We start from the raw sequence: 23,771 nt of genomic DNA on the forward strand, positions 1-23,771 counted from the left end.
ACTTCAGTGCTGATGCCGCCGGCGACACAGTGCCGGCGGCCGTCAGCACCTGCGGCTACTTGCTGCCGCCGAGGAACTTGTCGAAGCCCTTGGGCAGGTTCAGCTGGGACGGGTCGAAGTCGCCGCCCTGCTGGCCGAACGACGCTCCGGTGGGCAGGGCCTTCGGACCGGCGGCACGCCTGGCCTCGGCGTCGCGCAGTTCCTGCGCCGCCTTGGCCGGGTTGCCGGAGCGGGCCTTCTTCTTGGGCGCGGGCTTGGCGCCCTTGCGAGCCCCGCCGCCCATGCCCGGCATCCCCGGCATGCCGGGCATCCCGCCGCCGGCGGCCATCTTCTTCATCATCTTCTGGGCCTGGGCAAAGCGTTCCAGCAGTCCGTTGACCTCGGAGACGTGCACGCCGGAACCGCGGGCAATACGGGCCCGGCGGGAGCCGTTAATGATCTTCGGAGCCACGCGCTCGTGCGGGGTCATCGAGCGGACAATGGCCTCGACGCGGTCGATCTCGCGCTCGTCGAACTGCTCCAGCTGCTGGCGGATGTTCTGCGCACCGGGCATCATCATGAGCATTTTCTTCATGGAGCCCATGTTGCGGATCTGCTGCATCTGGGCGAGGAAGTCATCGAGGGTGAAGTCTTCCTGGTCGGCGAACTTCTTCGCCATCCGGGCGGCTTCATCCTTGTCCCAAGACTTCTCGGCCTGCTCGATCAGGGTGAGAACGTCACCCATGTCCAGGATGCGCGAGGCCATGCGGTCCGGGTGGAAGAGCTCGAAGTCGTCCACGCCTTCGCCGGTGGAGGCGAACATGACCGGTTTGCCGGTCACCGACGCGACGGAGAGCGCGGCACCGCCGCGGGCGTCGCCGTCGAGCTTGGAGAGCACGATGCCGGTGAAGTTGACGCCCTCGTCGAAGGCCAGGGCCGTGTTGACGGCGTCCTGGCCGATCATGGAGTCGATCACGAACAGGACTTCGTTCGGCACGATCGCGCGGCGGATCTGGCGCGCCTGCTCCATCATGTCGGCGTCGACGCCGAGACGGCCGGCGGTGTCCACGATCACGACGTCGTGGAGGGTGCGCTTGGCTTCCTCGACGCCGGCGCGGGCAACGGCGACAGGGTCGCCGGCCGGGTGGTCCAATTCGGTTGACGTGGCGCCCGGGTGCGGGGCAAAGACGGGCACGCCGGCGCGCTGGCCGACCACCTGCAGCTGGGTGACGGCGTTGGGGCGCTGGAGGTCACAGGCCACCAGCATCGGGCTGTGGCCCTGGGACTTGAGCCACTTGGACAGCTTGCCGGCCAGGGTGGTCTTGCCGGCGCCTTGGAGACCGGCCAGCATGATGATGGTGGGTCCGGTCTTGGCCAGGCGGATCCGGCGGGTCTCGCCACCGAGGATCTCGACGAGTTCCTCGTTGACGATCTTCACGATCTGCTGGCTCGGGTTCAGCGCCCCGGAGACCTCGGCGCCGAGGGCACGCTCGCGCACGCGGCCGGTGAACTCCCGGACCACGGGCACGGCGACGTCGGCGTCCAGGAGGGCACGCCGGATCTCGCGGACTGTGGCGTCAACGTCCGCCTCGGTCAGGCGGCCCTTGCCACGCAGATTCTTGAAGGTTGCTGTCAACCGGTCAGAGAGTGAATTGAACACGCGCCGTGCACTTCTTTCAGTGGATCTACAGGTGGCGGCCGGTGCGGCACGCCAGCGTCGCGACTGGTATTCGCCTGGACGAACCGCCTCGACAACAGGACTCGACTATCTAGGGTACCAAGATGCGCCTTCAAGATGGCATGCTGGCGTAGGTGACCAGCCAAACAACTGTAAAAACCCTGCTCATTCTGGGCGCTTCCGGCGATCTCACCGGAAGGCTCCTGCTACCGGGGCTTGCCCGCCTGGTGGCCCGGGGCCGCGCCGACGGCCTCACCCTGGCGGGAGCGGGATCGGACCCCTGGACGCCGGAGCAGTGGCTTGGCCGGATCGAGGAGTCGTTCGCGGACGAGGGCTCCACGGCCGACGCCCGCGGCAGGCGCGAGCTCAAGCGGGTCCGCCAGGAGAGCACGTACCACCAGCTCGACGTGACCGCCGAGGGCCAGCTCGCCGGGCTGCTGGCGCAGCTGGAGGGGCCCGTGGGCGTCTACTTCGCCCTGCCGCCGCGCGTCAGCCAGCTCGCCTGCGAGGCCCTGGCGCCGGCGGACGTGCCCGCCGGCACCCGGCTGGTCATGGAGAAGCCGTTCGGTTCCGACGAGCAGTCGGCGCGGCACCTGAACACGACGCTGGCCGCGCTGGTCCCGGAGGACCACATCCACCGCGTGGACCACTTCCTCGGCAAGGCAACGGTCCTGAACATCCTTGGCCTGCGCTTCGCGAACACGTTCCTGGAGCCGGTGTGGAACCGGCAAAACATCGAAAAGGTCGAGATCATATTCGACGAGGACCTGGCCCTCGAAGGCCGCGCCCGCTACTACGACGGCGCCGGAGCGCTCCGCGACATGATCCAGAGCCACCTGCTGCAGATCATGGCCCTCATGGCGATCGAGCCGCCGGCATCCGTGGACGAACGCGACCTTCGCGATGCCGTGGCCACCGTGCTGCGGGCCAGCAGCATCAAGGCCCCCTACCGCCAAAGCAGCCGCCGGGCCCGGTACACGGCGGGTTCGATCAACGGCCGGGACATTCCGGACTATGCCCGGGAGGAGGGCGTGGACGCGTCCAGGGGCACCGAAACCCTCGCCGAGGTGCAGGTGGGGATCGACAACTGGCGCTGGCAGGGCGTGCCGTTCATCCTGCGCTCAGGCAAGGCACTGGGCCAAAAACGCAAGGAGGCTGTGGTGACCTTCCGGCCGGTGCCGCACCTTCCCAAGGGGTTCACCGGTGTGGACGCCCCCAACCAGCTGCGGATCGGCTTTGGCCCGGACACGCTGCAGTTCGACGTCGACGTGAACGGCCCCGGCAATGTCCTGAGCCTGGACCGGACCACACTGCGGGCCGAACTGAGCGCCTCCGAGCTCCTCCCCTACGGTGAAGTGCTCGAGGGCGTGCTGACCGGCGATCCGCTGCTCTCGGTGCGGGCGGACACGGCCGAGGACTGCTGGCGCATCCTGGCGCCGGTGCTGAAATCCTGGACCGCCGGTCATGTCCCGCTGGAGGAATATCCGGCCGGGACACCGGGGCCGGAGGGCTGGCCGGCCTAGTTCCGTCGCAGCAGCGCCCGCGCAGATCCGGCGCAGGGCGCGGGCGCCTGAGCCCGAGCCCCCGTGCAGATGCGACCAGGCCGCACCCGGAGACGACACAACGGGCCGGATACCTTCCCAGGTATCCGGCCCGCTGTGTCAGTGCTGTGTCAGTGCCGTGTCCGTCTCCCGGTCAGGGAGTCGAGCGGGGAGCAGCTAGATCGCTGCCGCACCGCGCTCTCCGGTGCGGACCCTGACAGCTTCGAACACATCCATCGTCCAGACTTTGCCGTCGCCGGCCCGGCCCGTGTTGGAACTGGCGATGATGACATCGAGGATGTCATCCGCCTGTTCGTCGGTGGCCAGGACTTCCACCCGGATCTTGGGCAGCAGGTCCACGTTGTACTCGGCCCCGCGGTACACCTCGGTGTAACCGCGCTGCCGGCCGTAGCCGCTGGCTGCGCTGACCGTGAGGCCCTGCACGCCGTAGGCTTCCAGGCCTTCGCGAATAGCCTCAAGCTTTTCCGGTCGGACGATTGCTGTGATCAGTTTCATGCCCCCACACTTTCCTTGCCTGTTGCGTTCTGCTTGCCGTTGGACTCGGCGTCCACCGGCACTTCGGCGGCTGCCTCTTCACTCATCGGCTTGCCCGTGATCAGTTCGTGCAGCGGCTGGAAGCTGCCGCCGTGCCCTCCGACGCCGAACTCGTAGGCGGTCTCTGCGTGCAGGCTCAGGTCCACACCGACAACTTCCTGTTCCTGGGAAACCCGGAAGCCCATGAGCTTGTGAATCGGGAAGGCGATGATGAAGGTCATCACGGCGGTGAAGACGATGGCCATCAGTGCCGCGAGGCTCTGGGCGACCAGCTGCGTGGTGCCGCCGCCGTAGAACAGGCCGGCGGTGCCCTGGGTCGGGGTGGCCAGGAAGCCGATTGCGACCGTGCCGACAACACCGGAAACGAGGTGGACACCCACGACGTCGAGCGAGTCGTCGTAGCCGAACTTGAACTTCAGGCCGACGGCGAGCGCCGAGGCCACACCGGCTGCGACGCCGAGGGCGATTGCACCCAGCGGGGAGACGTTGGCGCAGGCCGGGGTGATGGCGACCAGGCCGGCGACCACGCCGGAGGCGGCACCGAGGGAGGTCGGGTGACCGTCGCGGAAGCGCTCCACGGCGAGCCAGCCAAGCATGGCGGCGGCCGGGGCGGCCAGGGTGTTGATCCAGATCAGGCCGGCCTGCTCGACAGTGGCGGCGGCACCGGCGTTGAAGCCGAACCAGCCGAACCACAGGATGGCGGCGCCGAGCATGACGAACGGAATGTTGTGCGGGCGGTGGTTCGGGTCCTTGCCGAAGCCCTTGCGGTTGCCGATGATCAGGACCAGGATCAGGCCGGCGACGCCGGCGTTGATGTGGACCACGGTGCCGCCGGCGAAGTCGATGACCGGCGCGAACGTCTGGCCGAACCAGCCACTGGCGGAGAAGAGTCCTCCACCCCAGACCATGAAGGCCAGCGGCGCGTAGACCAGGGTGGCCCAGATGGGCGTGAAGACCACCCAGGCGGAGAACTTGGCGCGGTCGGCGACCGCACCGGAGATCAGGGCCACCGTGATGATCGCGAAGGTTGCCGCGTAGCCGACCTTGAGCAGGTCAGCCGGTTCGGTGAAGCCGTGCAGGCCGAAGTGGCTGAACGGGTTGGCGAAGATCTGGTAGAAGTTGTCTTCGTTGCTCGTAGCCATCGAAGCGCCCCACAGGATCCACATGATGCTGACGGTTCCAATGGCGACGAAGCTCATCATCATCATGTTCAAAGCCGACTTGGCGCGGGTCATGCCGCCGTAGAAGAATGCCAGGCCCGGGGTCATGAACAGCACGAGTGCCGCGGCGACCAGGAGCCAAACGAGACCTGCGGTGAGTTCCATGGTCTACGTCCTCTCTTGCTATTAGGTGCGGAGTAGTCCGCCGGTCCCAACGCATTTATTTGCGTTCTAGAAAGAGTTTCGCGGGGCAGTGTTTCGCTGGCGGAGGATTTACATTGCCGGGTTGTTACAAGAACCTCCCGGACGTAAATGGTGCATCTCACACTTGTTACGGTTATGTTTCAGCGGATCATTTCCGCACACGTTGGACCCGCCGCCAGCCGGCCCCGCATCTTCCCAAGGACGAACGCATTATGAGCAAGACCTCCCGCCCCGCCGGCGACGCCGCAGCCAAGGTGCCCTCCCGGGCCCCGGGCCGCTCCCGGCTGCCCCGGGACATCAAGGTGATGCTGGTGGCGGCCTTCCTGATTGCGATCGGTTTTGGCCTCGTGGCACCGGTTCTGCCCCAGTTCGCCACCACGTTCGACGTCGGGGCGACCGCGGCGGCCGTGATCGTGAGCATCTTTGCGTTCATGCGGCTCGTCTTCGCCCCGGCCGGCGGCGCCCTGATCGTGAAGCTCGGCGAACGGCCGGTCTACGTGGCGGGGCTGCTGATCGTCGCGGCGTCCACGGCGGCCTGCGCCTTCGCCCAGGACTACTGGCAGCTGCTGGTCTTCCGCGGCCTGGGCGGGGCCGGTTCGGTGATGTTCACGGTGGCGTCCATGGCGCTCGTGGTCCGGCTCGCGCCGCCGGAAAGCCGCGGCCGGGTCTCCGGGGCCTATGCCTCCGCCTTCCTGATCGGCAACGTCTGCGGCCCAATCGTCGGCGGGATGCTTGCCAGCTTCGGTTTGCGGGTGCCGTTCCTGGCCTACGCGGCGGCCCTGGTGCTGGCCGCCGTCGTGGTGCAGACCCAGCTCAGCCATGTCCCTGCCGCCTCGCGGCAGCCCGGCGCAGCGGCCCCGGCGATGGCACTGAAGGACGCGCTGCGGGACAGCGCCTACCGGGCCGGCCTGTTTTCGAGCTTCGCCAACGGCTGGGCCACCTTTGGGGTGCGGATGGCCACAGTGCCGCTCTTCGCCGTCGTGGCGCTCGGCGCCGGGCCGGAATCCGCCGGCTGGGCCCTGGCGGTGTTTGCCGGCGGCAACGCGGTGGCGCTGACGTTTTCCGGCCGGCTCGCGGACAGCCTCGGCCGCAAGCCGCTCCTGCTGGCCGGACTGCTGGTCACCGGCACCGCCACCGCGGCCATCGGGTTCACGCACCAGCTGCCCTGGTTTCTGCTCGCCTCCGCCTGCGCCGGGATCGGCTCCGGGCTGCTGGGACCGGCCCAGCAGGCCGCCATCGCCGACGTGATCGGCAACGAGCGCTCGGGCGGCCGCGTCCTGGCCGTGTTCCAGATGGCCTCCGACAGCGGCGCGATCGTCGGACCGGTGGTGGCCGGGCTGCTGGCGGACCGGCTGGGCTACGGCTGGGCCTTTGGGGTCACCGGCGGCATCCTGTTGGCCGCCGCCGCCGTGTGGTTGCCGGCCCGCGAAACGTTCCGCCGGCCGGCGCCCGACCGCGCCTGACCTGCGGCGTTGCCGCCACTGGTCGGCTCCGGGCAATGCCTCCACCGGAACCCTGTCCGGGACCCTGCACAGGACGTCGTCCTGGGCCTGCCGGTCAGCGGCGGCCTCCGCCCTTGGCTAAGCTGGGGGCACGTGCCACAAACTTCCGGAGGTAATCCCCCATGGCCAAATTCGACTCTTCCCCCGGGAAAGCCGAAAGCCCCGACCCTGCCCAACCCGCCAACGCCGCTAAGAGCGCGGGAAACAGGAAGCGCGCAGGGTTGATCACCGGCGCCGGAATTGTCGCCGTCGCCGCAGCTGTACTGATTCCCCTCGCCCTCGGAAACCCGACGCCGGCACCGCCGGCCGCTTCTTCCCCCGCCCCGTCGGCACCGGCGCTCGCCCCTGCCGAGGCGGGACCGCCCGTCACCTATTACGCACAGCCGGGTCCGCCGGCCGGGTCGCCGCTGGAAAAGGTTGAGCCCCTCAAGGTCGATGTCTCCAACGACCTCGTGGGCACCTCCCTGAACAAGGGCATGACGGGAATTTCCCTGGAGGCCACGGATCTGGCCGATCCCGACCTCAGCAGCGACAACGCGTCGATGGTTAAGCTGCTCCAGGAGATCGACCAGCCGGTCCTGCGTTTCGGCGGCAACGCCGTGGACCGGCGCTTTTTCTGGACATCCAGCGGCGAGGCCGTCCCCGCCGACTACAAGGGCGACAAGACGCACCCGGTCAAGGCCGTGGGCCCGGCAGACCTGGTCCGGCTCAAGACCCTGCTGGAGGCAGGGGATGCCGCGGTCAGCCTCACCGTGGACCTGGGCCACTACAATCCGGCCCGGGCAGCGGACATGGCCAAGAACGCCTCGGCGATCCTCGGCAACCGGCTGCTGAGCATCACCGTGGGCAATGAGCCCAACGGCTTCGTGTTCAACGACGTCAAGGCCGGCAACGGCTACAGCCTGGAGCAGTACGTCCGGGAACTGAAGGACTACGCGGCCGCAATCTATGCAGTGGCGCCCAACGTGCCCATCTCCGGCCCGGGCGCCTACGACCAGAAGTGGTGGCAGCCGTTCGTCGACGCGGACCTCCCTCAGAAGAAGATCCTGACGTTCCACCACTACCCGCTCTCCAACTGTGACGGCGGCGTGCCCCAGGACTCGCCTACGTTGGCAAACGCGATGAGCCGAACGATGCACGACCGTGGCGTCAACTACCAGAAGGCGGCCCTCGCGGTGGGTCAGGCCGCGGGCCTGGAAACCTGGATTCCGGAAACCGGGATCTCGGCGTGCCCCGGTTCCAATGAGACCTCCCGTACCCACGCATCTGCGCTGTGGGCGGCAGACTATGCCCTCACCGCCGCCCAGCTGGGCATCACCCGAATCGGCTTCCACAGCTCGTTGCTGACGTGCAAGGGCGGCCCGCCCCTGTCCGCCATCTGCAGCGCCGGGGCCTACCCGTTCGGCAACGGCCAGATGTCCGGCCGGGCCAACTTCTTCGGGATCTCCATGGTGGCCGAGCTCGAGGCCGGCAAGTTCATGAAAGTGAACAGCTCCGGAGGGGGCCCGGCGTTCAGCTACGCGCTGCAGAACGCGGACGGCAGCACCAGCGTGGTGATCATCAACGAAAACGACCCCGAAAAGGCCGCGCAGACTTCCGTCACCCTGAACCTGCCGGGCAAACCGGTCACCGGGACCATGACCCAGCTCAGCGGCCCCAGCTACTCAGCCGAGAACCAGACCGTCATCGACGGCGCCAAGACCGAGCCCACGCCCCTCGCCAAGCGCGCCACGGTGCCGGGGTTCGCGTACAAGTCCCAGACCCAGCAGTTCCAGCTGACCGCCGGAACAGTGACGGTCCTGAACTTCAAGTACTAGCCACTTGAACAAAAAGTGCCCCGGTCCTGTCTGAACTGTCCAGACAGGACCGGGGCACTTTTTGTGGCGGTGCGTGCTAGTTCAGCAGCGCATCCACGAAGCCTTCGGCGTCGAACGGCGCGAGATCGTCGGCGCCTTCGCCCAGGCCGATCAGCTTCACAGGGACCCCGAGGGATTTCTGGATGGCGACGACGATCCCGCCCTTGGCGGTGCCGTCCAGCTTGGTCAGGACGATCCCGGTGATGTTCACGACCTCGGAGAACACCCGGGCCTGGTTGAGTCCGTTCTGGCCGGTGGTGGCGTCCAGGACCAGCAGCACCTCGTCCACCTCGGCCAGCTTTTCGATGACCCGCTTGACCTTGCTGAGCTCGTCCATGAGGCCCACCTTGTTCTGCAGGCGCCCCGCGGTGTCGATCATGACGACGTCGACTTCCTGGTCGATGCCGGCCTTGACGGCCTCGTAAGCCACCGAGGCCGGGTCCGCGCCGTCGATGTCCGACTTCACGGTGGGCACGCCGACGCGCTGGCCCCACGTGGCCAGCTGCTCGGCGGCGGCGGCGCGGAAGGTGTCGGCCGCGCCCAGCAGCACGTCCTTGTCCTCGGCCACGAGCACGCGGGCGAGCTTGCCCACGGTGGTGGTCTTGCCAACGCCGTTGACGCCGACAACCATCATGACGGCGGGCTTGTCGCCGTGGCGCTCGACGTTCAGGCTCCGGTCCATGGTGGGGTCCACGAGCTTGATGAGTTCCTCGCGGAGCAGGGCCTTGACGTGCTCCGGGTCCCGCGTGCCCATCACCTTGACGCGTTCGCGGAGCGAGTCCACGAGCTGCATGGTCGGTTCGGTGCCGAGATCGGCCAGCAGCAGGGTTTCCTCGACCTCATCCCAGACGTTTTCATCGATCTTGTCCGCCGAGAGCAGTGCCAGGAGCCCCTTGCCCAGGATGTTGTTGGACTTGACCAGCCGCTCGCGCAGCCGCATCAGCCGCCCCGCCACGGGCAGCGGGGTTTCCACCGGCACGGTTTCCAGCCCGGCTGCGTCGTCCGGAACCTCGAGGGTTGGTTCTTCGAGTTCGACGCCGTCCGGCGAGGTCCGTGCCGGTGCCGGCGCCTGCGCGGGACGGTCCTCCACAAGGGTTCCGGCTCCGGGGGCCTGCACGGGGTCGTTTGCGTCACGCGGGCCGGTGTAGGTCTTGGAACTCTTCCGGGTCTTCATGAGCACCGGGATCAGCGCACCGAGGACCACCAGGACAGCGAGAATGGGCAGAATGATGGGGAGGATGTCGTTCACTCCCCTAGCTTCTCACAAACCCCAAATGAGCCGTGGCCAGCGCTTTTGTTGCGTGTGGACGCCGCCCCGCCGGGACGTGGACGTTTGCCTAGCTCTCCGCACTGAGCCGCTGGCTGATCACCGTTGAGACGCCGTCGCCGCGCATTGTGACGCCGTAGAGGGCGTCGGCGACTTCCATGGTGCGCTTCTGGTGCGTGATGACGATCAGCTGGCTGGATTCGCGGAGCTCTTCGAAGATGGTGATGAGCCGGCCCAGGTTGGTGTCATCGAGGGCGGCCTCGACCTCGTCCATGACGTAGAAGGGCGAGGGCCGTGCCTTGAAGATGGCCACCAGCAGCGCCACGGCCGTAAGGGAGCGTTCGCCGCCGGAAAGCAGCGAGAGCCGCTTGATTTTCTTGCCGGCCGGGCGGGCTTCGACCTCGATGCCGGTGGTGAGCATGTCGGTGGGGTCGGTCAGGACCAGCCGGCCCTCGCCGCCGGGAAACAGCCGGGCGAAGACGCGGACAAACTGCCGGGAGGTGTCCTCGAACGCCTCGGCGAAGACCTTCTGGACGCGGTCGTCGACTTCCTTGATGATGTCCAGCAGGTCCTTGCGGCTGGACTTCAGGTCTTCGAGCTGGGTGCTGAGGAACTGGTGGCGCTCTTCCAGCGCGGCGAACTCCTCCAGCGCCAGCGGGTTGACCTTGCCGAGGGCGGCGAGGTCGCGTTCGGCGCGTTTGAGCCGTTTTTCCTGCTCGGCCCGGACGAAGGGCTTGCCTTCGGGAATCTCGCGGCCGTCCTCGTCCACCGGGGCGCGCAGTGCAGCCCATTTGTCCGCGGAGTCGCCGGCCGGGACCGGGACGGGCTGGTCGGGTCCGTAGTCGGCCACGAGCTGCCCGGCGGTCAGCCCGAGCTCCTCCACGCTCTTCAGTTCCAGCGCCTCGATCCGCAGCCGCTGCTGGGTGCGGGCGAGCTCGTCGCGGTGCACGGAGTCGGTGAGTTCGGCCAGTTCGCGGGCCAGGGCGTCGTTGCCGGTGCGGACCCCGGCCAGTTCCCGGTCCATCGCGTCCTTGCGTTCCTCGGCGCTGTCCCGCTCCCGGCGGGCCAGCTCCACGGACACGTCAATGAACCCGATGACCTGCTGCACGGCGGCGGCGACGGCGGCGGCGCGCCGGGCCTGGAGCCTGCGGCGGCGGGCGCGTTCGGCGGCTTCCTCGCGGGCGCGGCGTTCGGTGGCGGCGGCCCGTTCCAGCGAGGCCGCCCGGTTGCGGGTGGCCGTGAGCTGTTCCTCGGCGCTGCGCAGGGCGAGCCTGGCCTCCATCTCGGCCGTGCGGGCCAGCGAGGCGGCCAGGGCCAGGGCGTCGCGGTGCTCCGGGGAGGGTTCCTGCTCCGCGGGGGCCTCGGTGGCCGCGGCGAGCCGGGCCGCCACCGCTTCCAGTGCACTTTGTTCGCTGACGATCTGGGCCTCAGCCCGGGACAGGGACGCGGCCAGGCGCTCACTTTCGGCGACGGCGCTGCGCAGCACGGCGTTCAGGTGGCCCAGGCGTTCGGCGACGGCCGCGAGTTTCGCGTCGGAGTCGTGGAGTTTCGCGAGCGCCGCGTCGGCACGGTCCTGGGCTTCGGCGCGCCGGGTCCGGGCGGTGGAGAGGGCGAAGCGGTTGCGTTCGAGCGCGGCGGTGACGGCGGCCAGCTTCGCGGCGGCGTCGTCGACGGCGGCCTGGACTTCCAGCAGCGACGGCGCCGACGCGGACCCGCCGGTGACGGTCAGCGCCGTGAAGACGTCCCCGGCGCGGGTCACGGCGGTGAGCTCGGGACGCGCGGCGATCAGCTGCGCCGCGGCGTCCAGGTCCTCGACGACGGCGACGCCGGCCAGCAGGGCGGCCAGCGGCAAGCCGGCGCCGTCCGGCCCATCAGCCGAGACCAGTTCCGCGGCCCAGCGCGCGCCTCCGGGAAGCGTGCTGCCGCCGGTTAATGCATCGGCCGACAGCGCACCGGCCAACAGCGGGGGTGACCCGGCCGGGGTGCCGGCGAGCAGCAGCGCGGCACGGCCGGCGTCGTCCGCGCGGAGCAGCCGCACGGCAGCGGCGGCCGTTTCCTGGTCCCGGACCACCACGGCGTCGGACGCGCTGCCGAGTGCGGCGGCGACGGCGGCCTCAAATCCGGCCTCCACGGTGATCATGGACGCCAGCGGTCCCAGGACCCCGCCGGCCAGGTCCCCGGCGGCCGTGCCGAGCACGTGCCCGGAGCCGTCTTTGCGGTTCAGGCCCAGCTGGAGGGCATCGCGGCGGGCCATGAGGGCGCCGCGTTCCCGCTCGCCCTCCCGCTCAGCCGCCTTCAGGGCATCAATGTCGGCGATGATCGTATCGAGGGCCTCGCTCGCCGCCTCGTAATCGGCGTCGAGCGATTCCTCGCCGTCCTCGACCCCTGCCACCTGCGCTTCCAGGGCGGTGAACTCGCTGTGCGCCTGCCGGCGGCGCTCCTCGCCCGCTTTTTGCGATTCGCGGAGGCGGCCGAGCTCGGACTGGGCGGACTCGACGCGGGATCGTGCCGCGCCGACCTGCCCGGCGAGCTTGGCCAGGCCCTCACGCCGGTCCGCGGCGGCCCGGAGCAGGGCGGCGAGCCGCTTGTCCTCGGCGGCCGCGGCCTGTTCGGCGTCGTGTTTGGCGGCTGACGCGGCGTCCAGGGCTTCGGTCCGGTCCAGGATCTGCCGTTCCAGCCCGGCCTGCTCGTCGCGGACGCGGGCGGCCTGTTGTTCCAGCTGGTCCGGATCCCGGCCGGTGTCCGGAACCACGTCCGCGGCGCCGAGCAGCCGGCGGCGCTCCTCGGCGAGCGAGCCGAGGGAACGGAGCCGTTCGCGCCCGGTGGAGAGCGAATACCAGTTCTCCCGCGCGGCGTTTAGCGCGGGCGTGGCCTCGGCTGCGAGCCCTTCGAGGACCGCCTGGCGCTGCCGCCCGGCCTCGAGGTCGCGTTCGACGACGGCGCGGCGTGCCTTGAGCGCCGATTCGTCCGCTACGTCCTGCGCCAGCGCGGACTGCAGCTGGACGAGGTCATCGGCCAGGAGCCGTGAGCGGGCGTCGCGGACCTCGAACTGGACGCTCTGGGCGCGCCGGGCCACTTCCGCCTGTTTGCCCAGCGGGGTCAGTTGCCGCCGGATTTCGCCGGTGAGATCGCTGAGCCGGGACAGGTTGGCCTGCATGGCCTCAAGTTTGCGGACCGTCTTTTCCTTGCGGCGGCGGTGCTTGAGGATGCCCGCGGCCTCCTCAATGAAGCCGCGCCGGTCCTCGGGGGTGGCGTGCAGGACCTTGTCCAGCTGGCCCTGGCCCACAATCACGTGCATCTCGCGGCCCAAGCCGGAGTCGGAGAGCAGCTCCTGGATATCGAGCAGCCGGCATCCGGTCCCGTTGATGGCGTATTCCGAGCCGCCGGTCCGGAACAGCGTGCGCGAGATCGTCACCTCGCTGTATTCGATCGGGAGGGCGCCGTCGCTGTTATCGATGGTCAGCGAGACGTGCGCCCGGCCCAGGGGCGGCCGGCCCGAGGTACCGGCAAAGATCACGTCTTCCATCTTGCCGCCGCGGAGGGTCTTGGCTCCCTGTTCGCCCATGACCCAGGCCAGCGCGTCCACCACGTTGGATTTGCCCGAGCCGTTCGGGCCCACCACGGCGGTGACGCCCGGTTCGAATTCAAAGGTCGTCGCTGAGGCGAACGACTTGAATCCCCGGACGGTCAGACTTTTCAGGTGCAAGGTGCTTCGGTTCTCCTGGTCGGCGGACTGGCCCGCTGTTCGACGAAAGCATGATTCGGGCGGACGCGGGGGGGTCCGGGGTGGCCCCGGATACCTACAATCTACTGCGCATCTGCGGCCATTCCGCGCAGAACAGCGCGAAGCCGCGGCGGATGGCGTATGCCGCATATGCGGGAATTGACCTGCACGGGGCATAGTTAAGCTCTCGGGCTTGTGAGCGGCCACCGCCGGAGCGCAGGACGGACATGAACAGGGGCTTGATTTTGGTAGGCAATGCAACATTCCGGCACAGCAACACCGCTTTACTATCGGTGAGCAGCGTCGAAGCTCCGACGATCGTCAGTTCCATGGACTTCGACCGCAAGCTGGCTTCGACCCTGCGGCGGCTGGGGGTCCCCCCGAAGCTGCTCGAACGGGTCGCAGGCATCACCCACCGGCGGTGGTGGGCTCCCGGGACGTCGTTCGACGACGCAGCCATCGAGGCGGGCGCCAAGGCCCTGGCCGAGTCCGGCATCGAAGCGTCCGAGATCGGTCTGCTGATCAACACTTCCGTGACGCGGCGCAACCTCGAACCGTCCGTCGCGGTGAAGATCCACCACGGACTGCGCCTCCCTTCGTCGGCCATGAACTTTGATCTGGCCAACGCCTGCCTCGGATTCGTCAACGGCATGACGCTGGCGGCCAACATGATCGACTCCGGCCAGATCAAGTACGCGATGATCGTCAACGGTGAGGATGCCCAGGCAACGCAGGAGGCCACCCTGGCCCGGCTGCAGCGGCCCGAGACGACCCGCGAGGACTTCAACCGCGAGTTCGCCACGCTCACACTCGGCTCCGGAGCCGCTGCGGCCGTCCTGGGCCCGGCGGACGAGCACCCAGGGGCGCACCGGATCCTCGGCGGCGTGATGCGTGCCGGCACCGAGCACCATGAACTGTGCGTGGGCAGCATCGACGGCATGGCCACCGACACCAAAGGCCTGCTCGACGGCGGCCTGCAGCTCGTGGTCGACGCCTGGCACGAGGCCCAGCCGGAGTGGAACTGGGCCTCGATGGACCGCTACGTCACGCACCAAGTGAGCACTGCCTACACCCAGGCCATCATCAACGCCATTGACCTGGACCCGGACAAGGTGCCGATCACGTTCCCGCACTGGGGCAATGTGGGCCCGGCCTCCCTCCCCATGACCCTCGCGGCCGAAGCGCAGACTCTCGCAACCGGGGACCGCGTGCTGTGCATGGGCGTCGGTTCCGGCCTGAACACCGCCATGGTGGAAATCGTTTGGTAACCGCGGACTGGCCCGGCGTCGACCCTGAATGGTCGCGCGACATCGATGTGGCGTCCACCTCCGCCGCGGACGGGCCCGGCACCGTGCGCCGCTGGCACCTGCTTGACAACGGTGCCCAGCTCACGCGCCGCGGCCTGACTCCTGCCGGCACCCTGCTGTGCGTGCACGGCAACCCGACCTGGTCCTACCTGTGGCGGTCCCTGCTGGCCGCCGGATCCGGCCCCGCACATCCGTGGCGGGTGGTGGCGGTGGACCAGCTGGATATGGGCTTCTCCGAGCGCACCGGCACGTTCCGGCGCCTGGAGGACCGGATCAACGACCTGGGCGACCTCACCGCCGCGCTCGGCCTGGACGGCCCGGTCGTCACCGTCGGCCACGACTGGGGCGGCGTGATCAGCCTCGGCTGGGCAGAGGCACACCCCCAGCAGCTTGCCGGCGTGGTGTTGACGAACACCGCCGTCCATCAGCCCGCCGGCACCCCCGTCCCGCCGGCGCTGCGGCTTGCACTGCACCCTGCCGTGCACCGCTGGGGAACGACGACGTCGGATGCGTTCCTGCGGGTGACCCACGCCCTGGCCCATCCGCCGCTCGCTGCGGACGTCCGGCGGGCCTTCATGGCCCCCTACCGCGGCGCCGGCCGCCGCGCCGGCGTGGGGCACTTTGTCGCGGACATTCCCGCCGACGCGTCCCATCCCAGCTTCCCGGCGCTGACCCGCGTCGCGGAAGGGCTGCGCGGGTTGAGGACTCCGGCCCTGATGCTCTGGGGCCCGCGCGATCCGATCTTTTCCGACCGGTACCTCAAGGACCTCATCGGCCGGCTGCCGGACGCGAAAGTCCACCGCTTCGAGGGTGCCGGCCACCTGGTCGCGGAAGACCGGGACATCGCCGCGCCCGTCTTCGAGTGGCTTGCCGAGTGCGTCCGGGCCAACGGAGACGGCCTGCAGCGGACAGCCGCCCCGGCCGGGCGGTCAGCCGGCGGCCCGGCCGCCCACCCGACGCTGGACCTCGGGTCCGGCCCCCTGAAGCCCGGCGCCGGGGTCCCGCCCCTTTGGGCGCCCCTCACCGAGCTGGCGGCGGGACCCGCAGCCGGGGATACCGCCGTCGCGGAAATGGGCACGGACGGCAGCATCGCCCGCTCGCTCAGCTGGCGGGAGCTGGAACAGAACATCGCCGCCCTCGCGGCGGGCCTGCAGGGAGCCGGTGTGGGGCCCGGCAGCCGGGTGAGCCTGATGGTTCCGCCGGGCGTGGACCTGACCGTGGTCCTCTACGCCTGCCTGCGGCTCGGCGCGGTGGTCGTCGTGGCCGACGCCGGCCTGGGCACCCGCGGCCTGAGCCGCGCCGTGCAGGGCGCCACCCCGGATTTCCTCATCGGAATCGACAAGGCCCTGGCGGCCGCCGCGGTACTCGGCTGGTCGGGACGGCGCATCAGTGTCCGGGACCTGCCGGCCGCCCGCCGCCGCCTCCTCGCCGTCGAAACCTCCCTCGCCGCCCTCGCCCGCCGCGGAGCCGGCCTCAGCCCGGAACTCCCCTGCCAGGGTCCGGCCCCGGCCCCGGACGCCCCCGCCGCCGTGCTGTTCACCTCCGGCTCCACTGGACCCGCCAAGGGCGTGCTCTACACGCACCGGCAGCTGGCCGCGATGCGCGACACCGTGGCCGAAACGTTGGGGATCGCCCCGGGCGCGCGCCTGGTGGCGGGCTTCGCGCCGTTCGCCCTGCTGGGTCCGGCGCTCGGAGCTGTCTCCGTGACGCCCGCCATGGACGTCACTGTGCCCCGCACCCTGACCGCCAGCGCGCTGGCCGACGCCGCAGCAGCCATCGACGCCACGGTGATCTTCGCCTCGCCCGCGGCTCTGCGCAACGTCCTCGCCACCCGTGCCGGCCTGAGCCGGGCCGGTCACGACGCCCTGGGGCGGGTGGAACTGCTGCTCTCCGCCGGCGCGCCGGTCCCCGAAGCCCTCCTGGCAGAGGTGCAGCGGCTGCTGCCGCGGGCCTCGCTGCACACCCCGTACGGGATGACCGAGGCGCTGCCCGTCACGGACATCAGCCTCGAACAGATCCGCGCCGCAGGGGCCGACGCCGCCGCCGGAACCGTGGCGGGGGCCGGCAACGGCGTATGCGTGGGCCGGCCGGTGCGCGGCGCCCGGGCCGCCATCATCCCGCTCGCCGCGGACGGCACCGCACCCGGGAACGAGCCCGTCACGGAGGCTGGAGTGACCGGAGAGATCCTCGTCAGCGCCCCGCACGTGAAGGATACCTACGACAGGCTCTGGCTGACCCAGCGCGAGAGCGTCCGCACGGCCGGATGGCACCGCACCGGCGACGTCGGGCACCTCGACGCCGCCGGCCGGCTCTGGGTGGAAGGACGCCTCGTGCACGTCGTGACGGCGCCGGGCGCTGTGGTGACGCCTGTGGGCGCCGAGCAGGCCATCGAACGCCTGGACGACGTCGGGATGGCCGCCATCGTCGGGGTCGGTCCGTCCGGGACCCAGGCCGTCGTCGCCGTCGTCGAAACCGTTCCGCCGGTCCGCCGGGCCGGCCCCGCCGCGCCGCAGCTGGCGGGCCGCGTCCGGGACGCCGCCCGTGCGGCAGGCGTCAGCGTCTCCGCCGTGCTCGCCGTGCCCTCCCAGCCGACCGACATCCGCCACAACGCCAAGATCGACAGAAGCCGCCTGTCCCGGTGGGCTACGGCAGTGCTGGCCGGCGGCCGTCCGGGCACGCCGTGAGGGTCCTCGTCACCGGCGCGAGCGGACTGCTCGGCCGGGAAGTGGCGCGCCTGCTGGTGCGGCAGGGCCACGCCGTCAGCACATTCCAGCGCCGCCCCTCCGGCGTCGACGGCGCTACGGACCTCCAAGGGTCCCTAGCGGACGAGGACGCCGTCCGCCGAGCCGTCTCGGGCGCCGACGGCGTCATCCACCTGGCCGCGAAGGTGTCCTTCACCGGCCGCGCCGCGGAGTTCGACGCGGTGAATGTCGAAGGCACGCGCCGCCTGCTCCGGGCCGCCCGCGAGGCCGGCGTGCGGGAACTGGTGTTCGTCTCCTCCCCCTCCGTGGCCAATTCCGGGGCCGCGATCGCCGGACTGGGCGCGGAGGCAGCGGACCCGGCCCGCGCGCACAGCGACTACTCCCGCACCAAGGCCGAAGCTGAACTGCTGGCGCTGGCCGCGGACTCGCCGGATTTCCGGGTCGCGGCGGTGCGCCCGCACGTCGTCTGGGGCCCGGGCGACACGCAGCTGGTGGAGCGGGTGCTGGAACGTGCCGGCCGCGGCCGCCTGCCGCTGCTCGACGCCGGAGCTGCCCTGATTGACACTACCTACGTGGACAACGCCGCTTCGGCCATCGTCGCCGCGCTTCACCGCATGGAGCACGTCCACGGCCGGGCGCTGGTGGTCAGCAACGGCGAACCCCGCCCTGTCGGCGAGCTGCTGGCGGGCATTTGCGCCGCGGGCGGCGTCCCTGCGCCGTCCTGGACGGTCCCGGGCAGCCTCGCGCGCGCTGCAGGATCGGTCGTGGAGAAGCTCTGGTCCCGGTCCGGCCGGGCAGGGGAGCCGCCGATGACCAGATTCCTCGCTGAGCAGCTCTCCACCGCCCACTGGTTCGACCAGCGCGAGACCCGAGAACTGCTCAACTGGGCCCCCGCCGTTTCCCTTGACGAGGGCCTGGCGAGGCTGGCCGGGCACTACGCCCGCACTCCCCCTACCAGCGCCCGTTCCGCGGCCGGGGCTGGCAGACGGGGCAGGTGTACGAGGACCGGTTCATGAACTGTTCCCGCTTGAGCAGGCTGACCCGGCCGGCGGCAGCGCAGCGCTTGCACTCGAGGCCCTCCCGGCCGTAGGCGTTCAGGGAGCGGTCGAAGTACCCGGAGGCTCCATTGACGTTGACGTAGAGCGAATCGAAGCTCGTGCCGCCGGCGGCCAGGGCATCCGCCATGACCTCGCGGGCGGCGTCGAGGACCCGCAGCGCGTCGGCGCGGCGCAGGGTGTCGGTGGGCCGGGCGAAGTGCAGCTGCGCCTTCCAGAGGGCCTCGTCCGCGTAGATGTTGCCGATCCCGGAGACCAGTCCCTGGTCCAGCAGCGCCCGCTTGAGCCCGGTCTTGCGGGCCCGCAGGCGCCGGTAGAAGGTATCGAAGGAGAACCAGGGGTCCAGCGGGTCCCGGGCAATGTGCGCGGCTTCCTCGGCGATGAGCGGCAGCGGCGATTCGGCGAGCCCGCCGGGGCCGCCGTCGTCGGTGGGGATCAGCGTGGTGAGGAACAGTCCGCCGAAGATGCGCTGGTCCACGAACCGGAGTTGGCCGGGCATGCCGTCGGCCGGGCTGAGCCGCAGCCTGACCTTCAGGTGTTTTTCGTCCGGAACCCCGGGGTCCTGCATCAGCAGCTGGCCGGACATGCCCAGATGGGCCATGAGCGCGACGGCGGGGGCCGGCTGGTCGGCCAAGTCGTCGGCCGGGATACCGTTTCCGGACGGGGCCGGCGAGTCAGCCAGCGGCATCCACAGGAATTTGCCGCGGCGGACCACGTCCAGGACCCGTGCGCCTTCAAGGTTGCCGGCAAAGTCTTCCGGGCCCAGGGCGTGCCGGCGCAGGGAGCGCGGGTCCAGCACCTCGACAGAGGTGATGGTCCGGCCGCGCACCCAGCTCACCAGGCCGCGCCGGACCACCTCGACCTCGGGCAGTTCAGGCAACGCCGCTGCCTAGCTGCCGGTCTGGGACTGCAACTGCTGCGGATCAGGCGCGGACGGGGCGGTCAGCCGGCGCCAGGCATCGGCGGCGGCTTCCTGCTCGGCCTCCTTCTTGGAGTTGCCGGAGCCGGTGCCGTAGTCCGTGCCGCCAATCCGCAGCACGGCCTCGAACGTCCGGGCGTGGTCCGGCCCGGAGCCGTCGACCGCGTAGTTGATGGTCCCGAGCTGCCGGCTGGCGGCCAGCTCCTGGATGGAAGTCTTCCAGTCGGTGCCCGCACCGAGGGCGGCCGCGTCCTTCAACAGCGGGCCGACCAGCCGCATGACCAGCTGCCGGGCCGTCTCGATGTCGTTGGAGAGGTAGGTGGCACCGATCAGCGCCTCCATGGTGTCCGCCAGGATGGAGGCCTTGTTCTTGCCTTCGGTGAGCTTTTCGCCCTGTCCAAGGTAGATGTAGTCCCCCAGCCCGATGCTGCGGCCGATGCCGGCCAGCGCCCGGGTGCTGACGACGGCGGAACGGCGCTTGGCCAGGTCGCCTTCGGGCAGCGTGGGGTTGTCACGGTACAGCGCGTCGGTAACGGAGAACCCCAGGATGGAGTCGCCCAGGAACTCGAGCCGTTCGTTGGTGGGGATGCCGCCGTTTTCGTAGGCGTAGGAACGGTGTGTGAGCGCAAGACGAAGCGTCCCGGCGTCAATAGTGACACCGAGACGCTTCAGAAGCTCTTCAGTTGAAGACATCTTTTTCAGCCTGTTGGCGGATTAGACGTCTGCGACCTTGCGGCCCTTGTACTCAAGGAACAGCGCAGTGCCAGCCGAGTCGGTAACGACCTTTGCCTGGTGCGGCAGGCTGTACGTGACCTGGCCGTTCTCGACAGTCTTCACCAGGTGGGGGGCAGTTGCCTTCCACTGGGAGCGGCGGGCGCGGGTATTCGAGCGAGACATTTTCCGCTTCGGGACAGCCACGGCTAACTCATTTCTCTCTAGAAAAACACTTACAAATCAGTTTTGCCGGTCAGGCTTAGCCAAGTCAGCCAGGGCGGCCCAGCGAGGATCTACGACCTCGTGGTGATGCCCCGGCTCGTCTTCCAGGCGCACTCCACATTCGGAGCAAAGGCCCTGGCAGTCTTCCCGGCACACCGGCTGGAACGGCAGTATGGTGACAACTGCGTCCCGCAACACCGGCTCAAGATCGATCAGATCGTGCTCGACTCGACGTTGCTCTTCTTCGTCTTCTTCGTCGGAGAACACAGCATCCTCGTAGAAGAAAAGTTCTTGCACATCAACCTCTTGGTCATACGCAAGGGGATCCAGGCATCGGCCGCATTCGCCAGTAACTTCAACGTGTGCGGTTCCTGATACCAGAATTCCTTCGTGTACGGCCTCAAGCCGCAGGTCCAGCTCGACATCCGAGCCTTCTTGCACGCCAATGAGCGCCACACCAAGATCACTTGGCGCGGGTACATGTTCCGTCAGCGTCCGCATGCTTCCCGGACTGCGTCCGAGGTCCTTGACGTCGAACGCCAAGGGCGAACTAGCATCTCGTTTAATGAGAACTCCTGTTGAACATATGACCGACGCACTATCTTAGCCTGAACTTCCGGACGGACTCAAACCGGGGGCACGCCGGCGGTTCACACCACAAGCGGCCTCGGATTCGGGCCACGCAACCGGCAGCAGGCCGCCGAGTACCGGTCAAGCTTACACTTTGCGCGCCCGGTTCGGGACCGGCTCGCCCGGGGCCAGCCGTTTCAGCACGGACCGGGGAACAAAGTCCGAGACGTCCCCGCCCAGGGCGAAGACCTCTTTGATGAGGGTGGAGGACAGGTGCAGGTAGTGGCTTTCCGCCGGCAGGAACACCGTCTCGACGCCGGTCAGCTGCCGGTTCATCGTGGCCATCGGCAGCTCGTAGTCGAAGTCCGAGGACGAACGCAGGCCCTTGACGATCGCGGACACGCCGCGCTGCCGGCAGTACTCGGCCAGGAGCCCCTCCCCCACGGGTTCGACCACGATCCCGCGCAAGGACGCGAACGTTTCCCTGGCCATGTCGATCCGCTCCTCAAGGCTGAAGCGGTACTTCTTGGAGTAGTTCGTGGACACGGCCACGATCACCTCGTCGAAGAGGCCCGCGGCACGCGCAATGACTTCCAGGTGTCCATTGTGGATGGGGTCAAAAGAGCCAGGGCAAACAGCGCGTCTCATGCTCCGAACCTACCGTATCCGCGCCGAAGCCCGGGATAACATGGCTGAATGTCAGCATCGAACAATCGCGCGGCCCGGCCTTTCACTGTGCCGCCTTTCACTGTGGACGGCGGAGTGGCCCTGGTCACCGGTGCCGCCATGGGCATGGGCCGGCTCTACGCCCTCCGCGCCGCCAGGGAAGGCGCCGCGGTGGTGATCCTCTGGGACGTCGACGCCGATGCCCTGGCCCGCACCGCCGCTGAAGTTGCCGCCCTGGGCGCCCGCGCCATCCCCCGCACGGTGGACCTCGCGGATCGCGCCGCGATTGCCGACGCCGCCCGGGAGGCCCGGACCGAGGGGCCGCTGGCGCTGCTGGTGAACAACGCCGGGATTGTCCGCGGCGCGTACTTCTGGGACCACGCCCCGGACCGTGACATCGCCCTGACCATGGACATCAACGCCCTGGCCCCCATGTACGTCACCCTTGAGTTCCTGCCGGACATGATGGCCGACGCCGGCCGCCCGCGCCGGATCCTCAATGTTGCCTCTGCCGCCGGCACGGTCTCGAATCCGCGAATGAGCGTGTACGCGGCCTCGAAATGGGCCGTCATCGGCTGGAGCGACTCGCTCCGGCTCGAGCTTGAGCAACAGGGCTACGGCCACCTGAAAGTCACCACCTTCTGCCCCAGCTACATTTCCACCGGCATGTTCGAGGGAGCCCGCGGTCCCCTGCTGACCCCGCTCATGACGCCCGAGGACGCCGTGGACCGGGCATGGCGCGCCACGGCCGCCGGGCAGCCGCAGCTGATCGCCCCCGCAATGGCCAAGCTTGGGAAAGTGCTCAAGGGCATCCTGCCTGTGCGGGCGTGGGACTTCGTGGGTGGAAAGGTCTTTGGGATCTACACCACCATGGACAGGTTCACCGGCAGGCCAGCCGCCGCCGCCAGCTCCGATACGGCAGGTTCCCGGTGACCGGCCCCGCCCAGCTCCCTGCCCAGTTCCCGTGGCAGCGCGCCGCAACCGGCGCCAACCTGCTCTCCCCCGAAGGTTCGCTGGGCGTCACGATCTTCGAGGAGATGACCACCCTGGCCCTGAGCACGGGCGCCATCAACCTCGGCCAGGGCTTCCCGGACGAGGACGGCCCGGTGGAGATCAAGGAGGCCGCCCAGGCCGCCATCGCCGCCGGAGCCAACCAGTATGCGCCCGGCAAGGGCATCCTGCCGCTGCGGGAGGCGATCGCGGTGCACCAGCAGCGGTTCTACGGGCTGACCCCCGATCCCCAGACCGAAATCATCGTCACCACCGGCGCCACGGAGGCCATCGCCGCCTCCCTGCTCGCGCTGGTAGGTCCGGGAGATGAAGTGCTCACGTTCGAGCCGTTCTACGACTCCTACGGCGCCATCATCGGGCTCTCCGGCGCCACGCACGTCACCGCCCCGCTGCTGGCCCCGGATTTCATGCCGGACCTCGCCGCGCTCGAGGCCGCGTTCAGCAACCGCACCAAGGTGGTGCTGATCAACAATCCGCACAACCCGACCGGCGCGGTGTTCCCCCGCGAGGTGCTTGAGCGCGTCGTCGAACTGGCCGCTCAATACGACGCCGTCATCGTCACCGACGAAGTGTACGAGCACCTGACGTTCGGTGTGCGGCACATCCCGATCGCGACGCTGCCCGGGGCGGCCGGGCGCACGCTCACCATTTCCTCGGCCGGCAAGACGTTCTCCTTCACCGGCTGGAAGATCGGTTGGCTCTCCGGGCCGGAGGAGCTCGTGGCCGCCGCCCGGACGGTCAAGCAGTTCCTGAGCTACAGTTCCGGCACGCCCTTCCAGGCCGCGATCGCGGTGGGCCTGGGACTTCCGGACGAGTTTTACGCCGGCATTGCCGACACCCTCCGGTACAAGCGCGACATCCTCAGCGAGGGACTGCGCGCAGCCGGCCTCGACGTCCTGACCCCGCAGGGGACCTACTTCGTGAACGTGGATACCTCACCGCTGGGGATCACCGATTCGGTGGAGCTGGCCCGCAGGCTGCCGGCCCTCGTGGGCGTCGCCGCGATCCCGGTGCCTGTCTTCTGCCACGCCGACGGCGCCGAGCGCACCCGCAGCCTGCTCCGCTTCGCGTTCTGCAAGCAGCTGCACGTGCTGGAGGAGGCCGCCGAGCGGCTGGCGACCTTGCGCGACAGGCTGTGA

18 protein-coding genes are annotated in these 23,771 nt (G+C 69.3%); 8 read left to right on the forward strand and 10 right to left on the reverse strand.

Going from position 1 to position 23,771, the window contains the following annotated elements; all coding sequences use genetic code 11:
- Positions 1-55: 55 nt before the first annotated feature.
- Positions 56-1,639 (reverse strand): signal recognition particle protein, encoded by a 1,584-nt coding sequence (gene ffh / locus ABH915_RS14850; RefSeq protein ID WP_018773458.1) that lies wholly within the window; start codon positions 1,637-1,639, stop codon positions 56-58.
- Between the two features lie 152 nt (positions 1,640-1,791).
- Here ffh and ABH915_RS14855 point away from each other — a divergent pair, with 152 nt between their 5' ends.
- A complete protein-coding gene (locus ABH915_RS14855; protein ID WP_370122654.1) occupies positions 1,792-3,180 on the forward strand; it encodes a glucose-6-phosphate dehydrogenase in 1,389 nt (462 codons plus the stop codon).
- A 195-nt stretch (positions 3,181-3,375) separates the two neighbouring features.
- Here the strand turns inward: ABH915_RS14855 and ABH915_RS14860 are convergent, their stop codons facing one another.
- A complete protein-coding gene (locus tag ABH915_RS14860; protein WP_018773460.1) occupies positions 3,376-3,714 on the reverse strand; it encodes a P-II family nitrogen regulator in 339 nt (112 codons plus the stop codon).
- The gene (locus ABH915_RS14865; protein ID WP_370122658.1) at positions 3,711-5,078 is read right to left on the reverse strand and encodes an ammonium transporter; all 1,368 of its coding nucleotides are present in this window, start codon (positions 5,076-5,078) and stop codon (positions 3,711-3,713) included. Before ABH915_RS14865 ends, ABH915_RS14860 begins: the two co-directional genes overlap by 4 nt.
- Positions 5,079-5,329: 251 nt before the next feature.
- Here ABH915_RS14865 and ABH915_RS14870 point away from each other — a divergent pair, with 251 nt between their 5' ends.
- Both ABH915_RS14870 and ABH915_RS14875 read left to right on the forward strand, forming a co-directional pair.
- Positions 5,330-6,580, forward strand: coding sequence for an MFS transporter (locus ABH915_RS14870; protein ID WP_370122660.1), 1,251 nt, complete (start codon positions 5,330-5,332; stop codon positions 6,578-6,580).
- 161 nt (positions 6,581-6,741) lie between these two features.
- Positions 6,742-8,436, forward strand: coding sequence for a hypothetical protein (locus ABH915_RS14875; protein ID WP_370122663.1), 1,695 nt, complete (start codon positions 6,742-6,744; stop codon positions 8,434-8,436).
- 76 nt (positions 8,437-8,512) lie between these two features.
- Here ABH915_RS14875 and ftsY read toward each other — a convergent pair whose 3' ends face one another.
- Positions 8,513-9,724, reverse strand: coding sequence for a signal recognition particle-docking protein FtsY (ftsY, locus tag ABH915_RS14880; protein WP_018773464.1), 1,212 nt, complete (start codon positions 9,722-9,724; stop codon positions 8,513-8,515).
- Between the two features lie 88 nt (positions 9,725-9,812).
- Positions 9,813-13,448 carry a chromosome segregation protein SMC gene (smc, locus tag ABH915_RS14885; protein ID WP_370122666.1) on the reverse strand — a complete coding sequence of 1,212 codons (3,636 nt, stop codon included), beginning with the start codon at positions 13,446-13,448 and terminating at the stop codon, positions 9,813-9,815.
- Between the two features lie 263 nt (positions 13,449-13,711).
- Between smc and ABH915_RS14890 the strand changes: the two genes are divergently transcribed.
- The 3 genes from ABH915_RS14890 to ABH915_RS14900 are packed head-to-tail and all read left to right on the forward strand — an operon-like array spanning position 13,712 to position 18,491.
- Entirely contained in the window at positions 13,712-14,734 is a 1,023-nt protein-coding gene (locus ABH915_RS14890; RefSeq protein WP_370125013.1) for a 3-oxoacyl-ACP synthase III, read from the forward strand.
- On the forward strand, positions 14,728-17,457 hold the full coding sequence (locus tag ABH915_RS14895; RefSeq protein WP_370122669.1) for an alpha/beta fold hydrolase: 2,730 nt from the start codon (positions 14,728-14,730) through the stop codon (positions 17,455-17,457). Before ABH915_RS14890 ends, ABH915_RS14895 begins: the two co-directional genes overlap by 7 nt.
- Positions 17,454-18,491: an NAD-dependent epimerase/dehydratase family protein gene (locus ABH915_RS14900; RefSeq protein WP_370122671.1), complete on the forward strand. Its 1,038-nt coding sequence runs from the start codon at positions 17,454-17,456 to the stop codon at positions 18,489-18,491. Before ABH915_RS14895 ends, ABH915_RS14900 begins: the two co-directional genes overlap by 4 nt.
- Here ABH915_RS14900 and mutM read toward each other — a convergent pair.
- From mutM to coaD, 5 genes are all read right to left on the reverse strand, one after another.
- A complete protein-coding gene (gene mutM, locus ABH915_RS14905) occupies positions 18,427-19,410 on the reverse strand; it encodes a bifunctional DNA-formamidopyrimidine glycosylase/DNA-(apurinic or apyrimidinic site) lyase (RefSeq protein ID WP_370122674.1) in 984 nt (327 codons plus the stop codon). The two genes, ABH915_RS14900 and mutM, sit on opposite strands and share 65 nt — an antisense overlap.
- 9 nt (positions 19,411-19,419) lie before the next feature.
- Complete coding sequence (gene rnc / locus ABH915_RS14910) at positions 19,420-20,142, reverse strand: ribonuclease III (protein WP_370122677.1); 723 nt, start codon at positions 20,140-20,142, stop codon at positions 19,420-19,422.
- A gap of 21 nt (positions 20,143-20,163) precedes the next feature.
- The gene (rpmF, locus tag ABH915_RS14915) at positions 20,164-20,367 is read right to left on the reverse strand and encodes a 50S ribosomal protein L32 (protein WP_009356569.1); all 204 of its coding nucleotides are present in this window, start codon (positions 20,365-20,367) and stop codon (positions 20,164-20,166) included.
- Between the two features lie 36 nt (positions 20,368-20,403).
- The gene (locus tag ABH915_RS14920) at positions 20,404-20,928 is read right to left on the reverse strand and encodes a DUF177 domain-containing protein (protein ID WP_079553424.1); all 525 of its coding nucleotides are present in this window, start codon (positions 20,926-20,928) and stop codon (positions 20,404-20,406) included.
- 174 nt (positions 20,929-21,102) lie between these two features.
- Positions 21,103-21,603, reverse strand: coding sequence for a pantetheine-phosphate adenylyltransferase (gene coaD / locus ABH915_RS14925; RefSeq protein WP_223916485.1), 501 nt, complete (start codon positions 21,601-21,603; stop codon positions 21,103-21,105).
- A 48-nt stretch (positions 21,604-21,651) separates the two neighbouring features.
- On the opposite strand from coaD, the gene ABH915_RS14930 reads away from it, so the two are divergent.
- Entirely contained in the window at positions 21,652-22,554 is a 903-nt protein-coding gene (locus tag ABH915_RS14930) for an SDR family NAD(P)-dependent oxidoreductase (RefSeq protein WP_370122684.1), read from the forward strand.
- A complete protein-coding gene (locus tag ABH915_RS14935; protein WP_370122686.1) occupies positions 22,551-23,771 on the forward strand; it encodes an aminotransferase class I/II-fold pyridoxal phosphate-dependent enzyme in 1,221 nt (406 codons plus the stop codon). Before ABH915_RS14930 ends, ABH915_RS14935 begins: the two co-directional genes overlap by 4 nt.

The sequence above is a fragment of the Arthrobacter sp. MW3 TE3886 genome (assembly GCF_041262145.1).
GTDB lineage: Bacteria > Actinomycetota > Actinomycetes > Actinomycetales > Micrococcaceae > Arthrobacter.

Excerpts from the sequence above, each read along its gene's own strand:
- rnc (WP_370122677.1), bottom strand. The coding sequence starts at position 20,142 with ATGTCTTCAACTGAAGAGCTTCTGAAGCGTCTCGGTGTCACTATTGAC.
- ABH915_RS14860 (WP_018773460.1), bottom strand. The coding sequence starts at position 3,714 with ATGAAACTGATCACAGCAATCGTCCGACCGGAAAAGCTTGAGGCTATT.
- ABH915_RS14930 (WP_370122684.1), top strand. The coding sequence starts at position 21,652 with ATGTCAGCATCGAACAATCGCGCGGCCCGGCCTTTCACTGTGCCGCCT.
- ABH915_RS14870 (WP_370122660.1), top strand. The coding sequence starts at position 5,330 with ATGAGCAAGACCTCCCGCCCCGCCGGCGACGCCGCAGCCAAGGTGCCC.
- ABH915_RS14875 (WP_370122663.1), top strand. The coding sequence starts at position 6,742 with ATGGCCAAATTCGACTCTTCCCCCGGGAAAGCCGAAAGCCCCGACCCT.
- coaD (WP_223916485.1), bottom strand. The coding sequence starts at position 21,603 with ATGAGACGCGCTGTTTGCCCTGGCTCTTTTGACCCCATCCACAATGGA.
- ABH915_RS14865 (WP_370122658.1), bottom strand. The coding sequence starts at position 5,078 with ATGGAACTCACCGCAGGTCTCGTTTGGCTCCTGGTCGCCGCGGCACTC.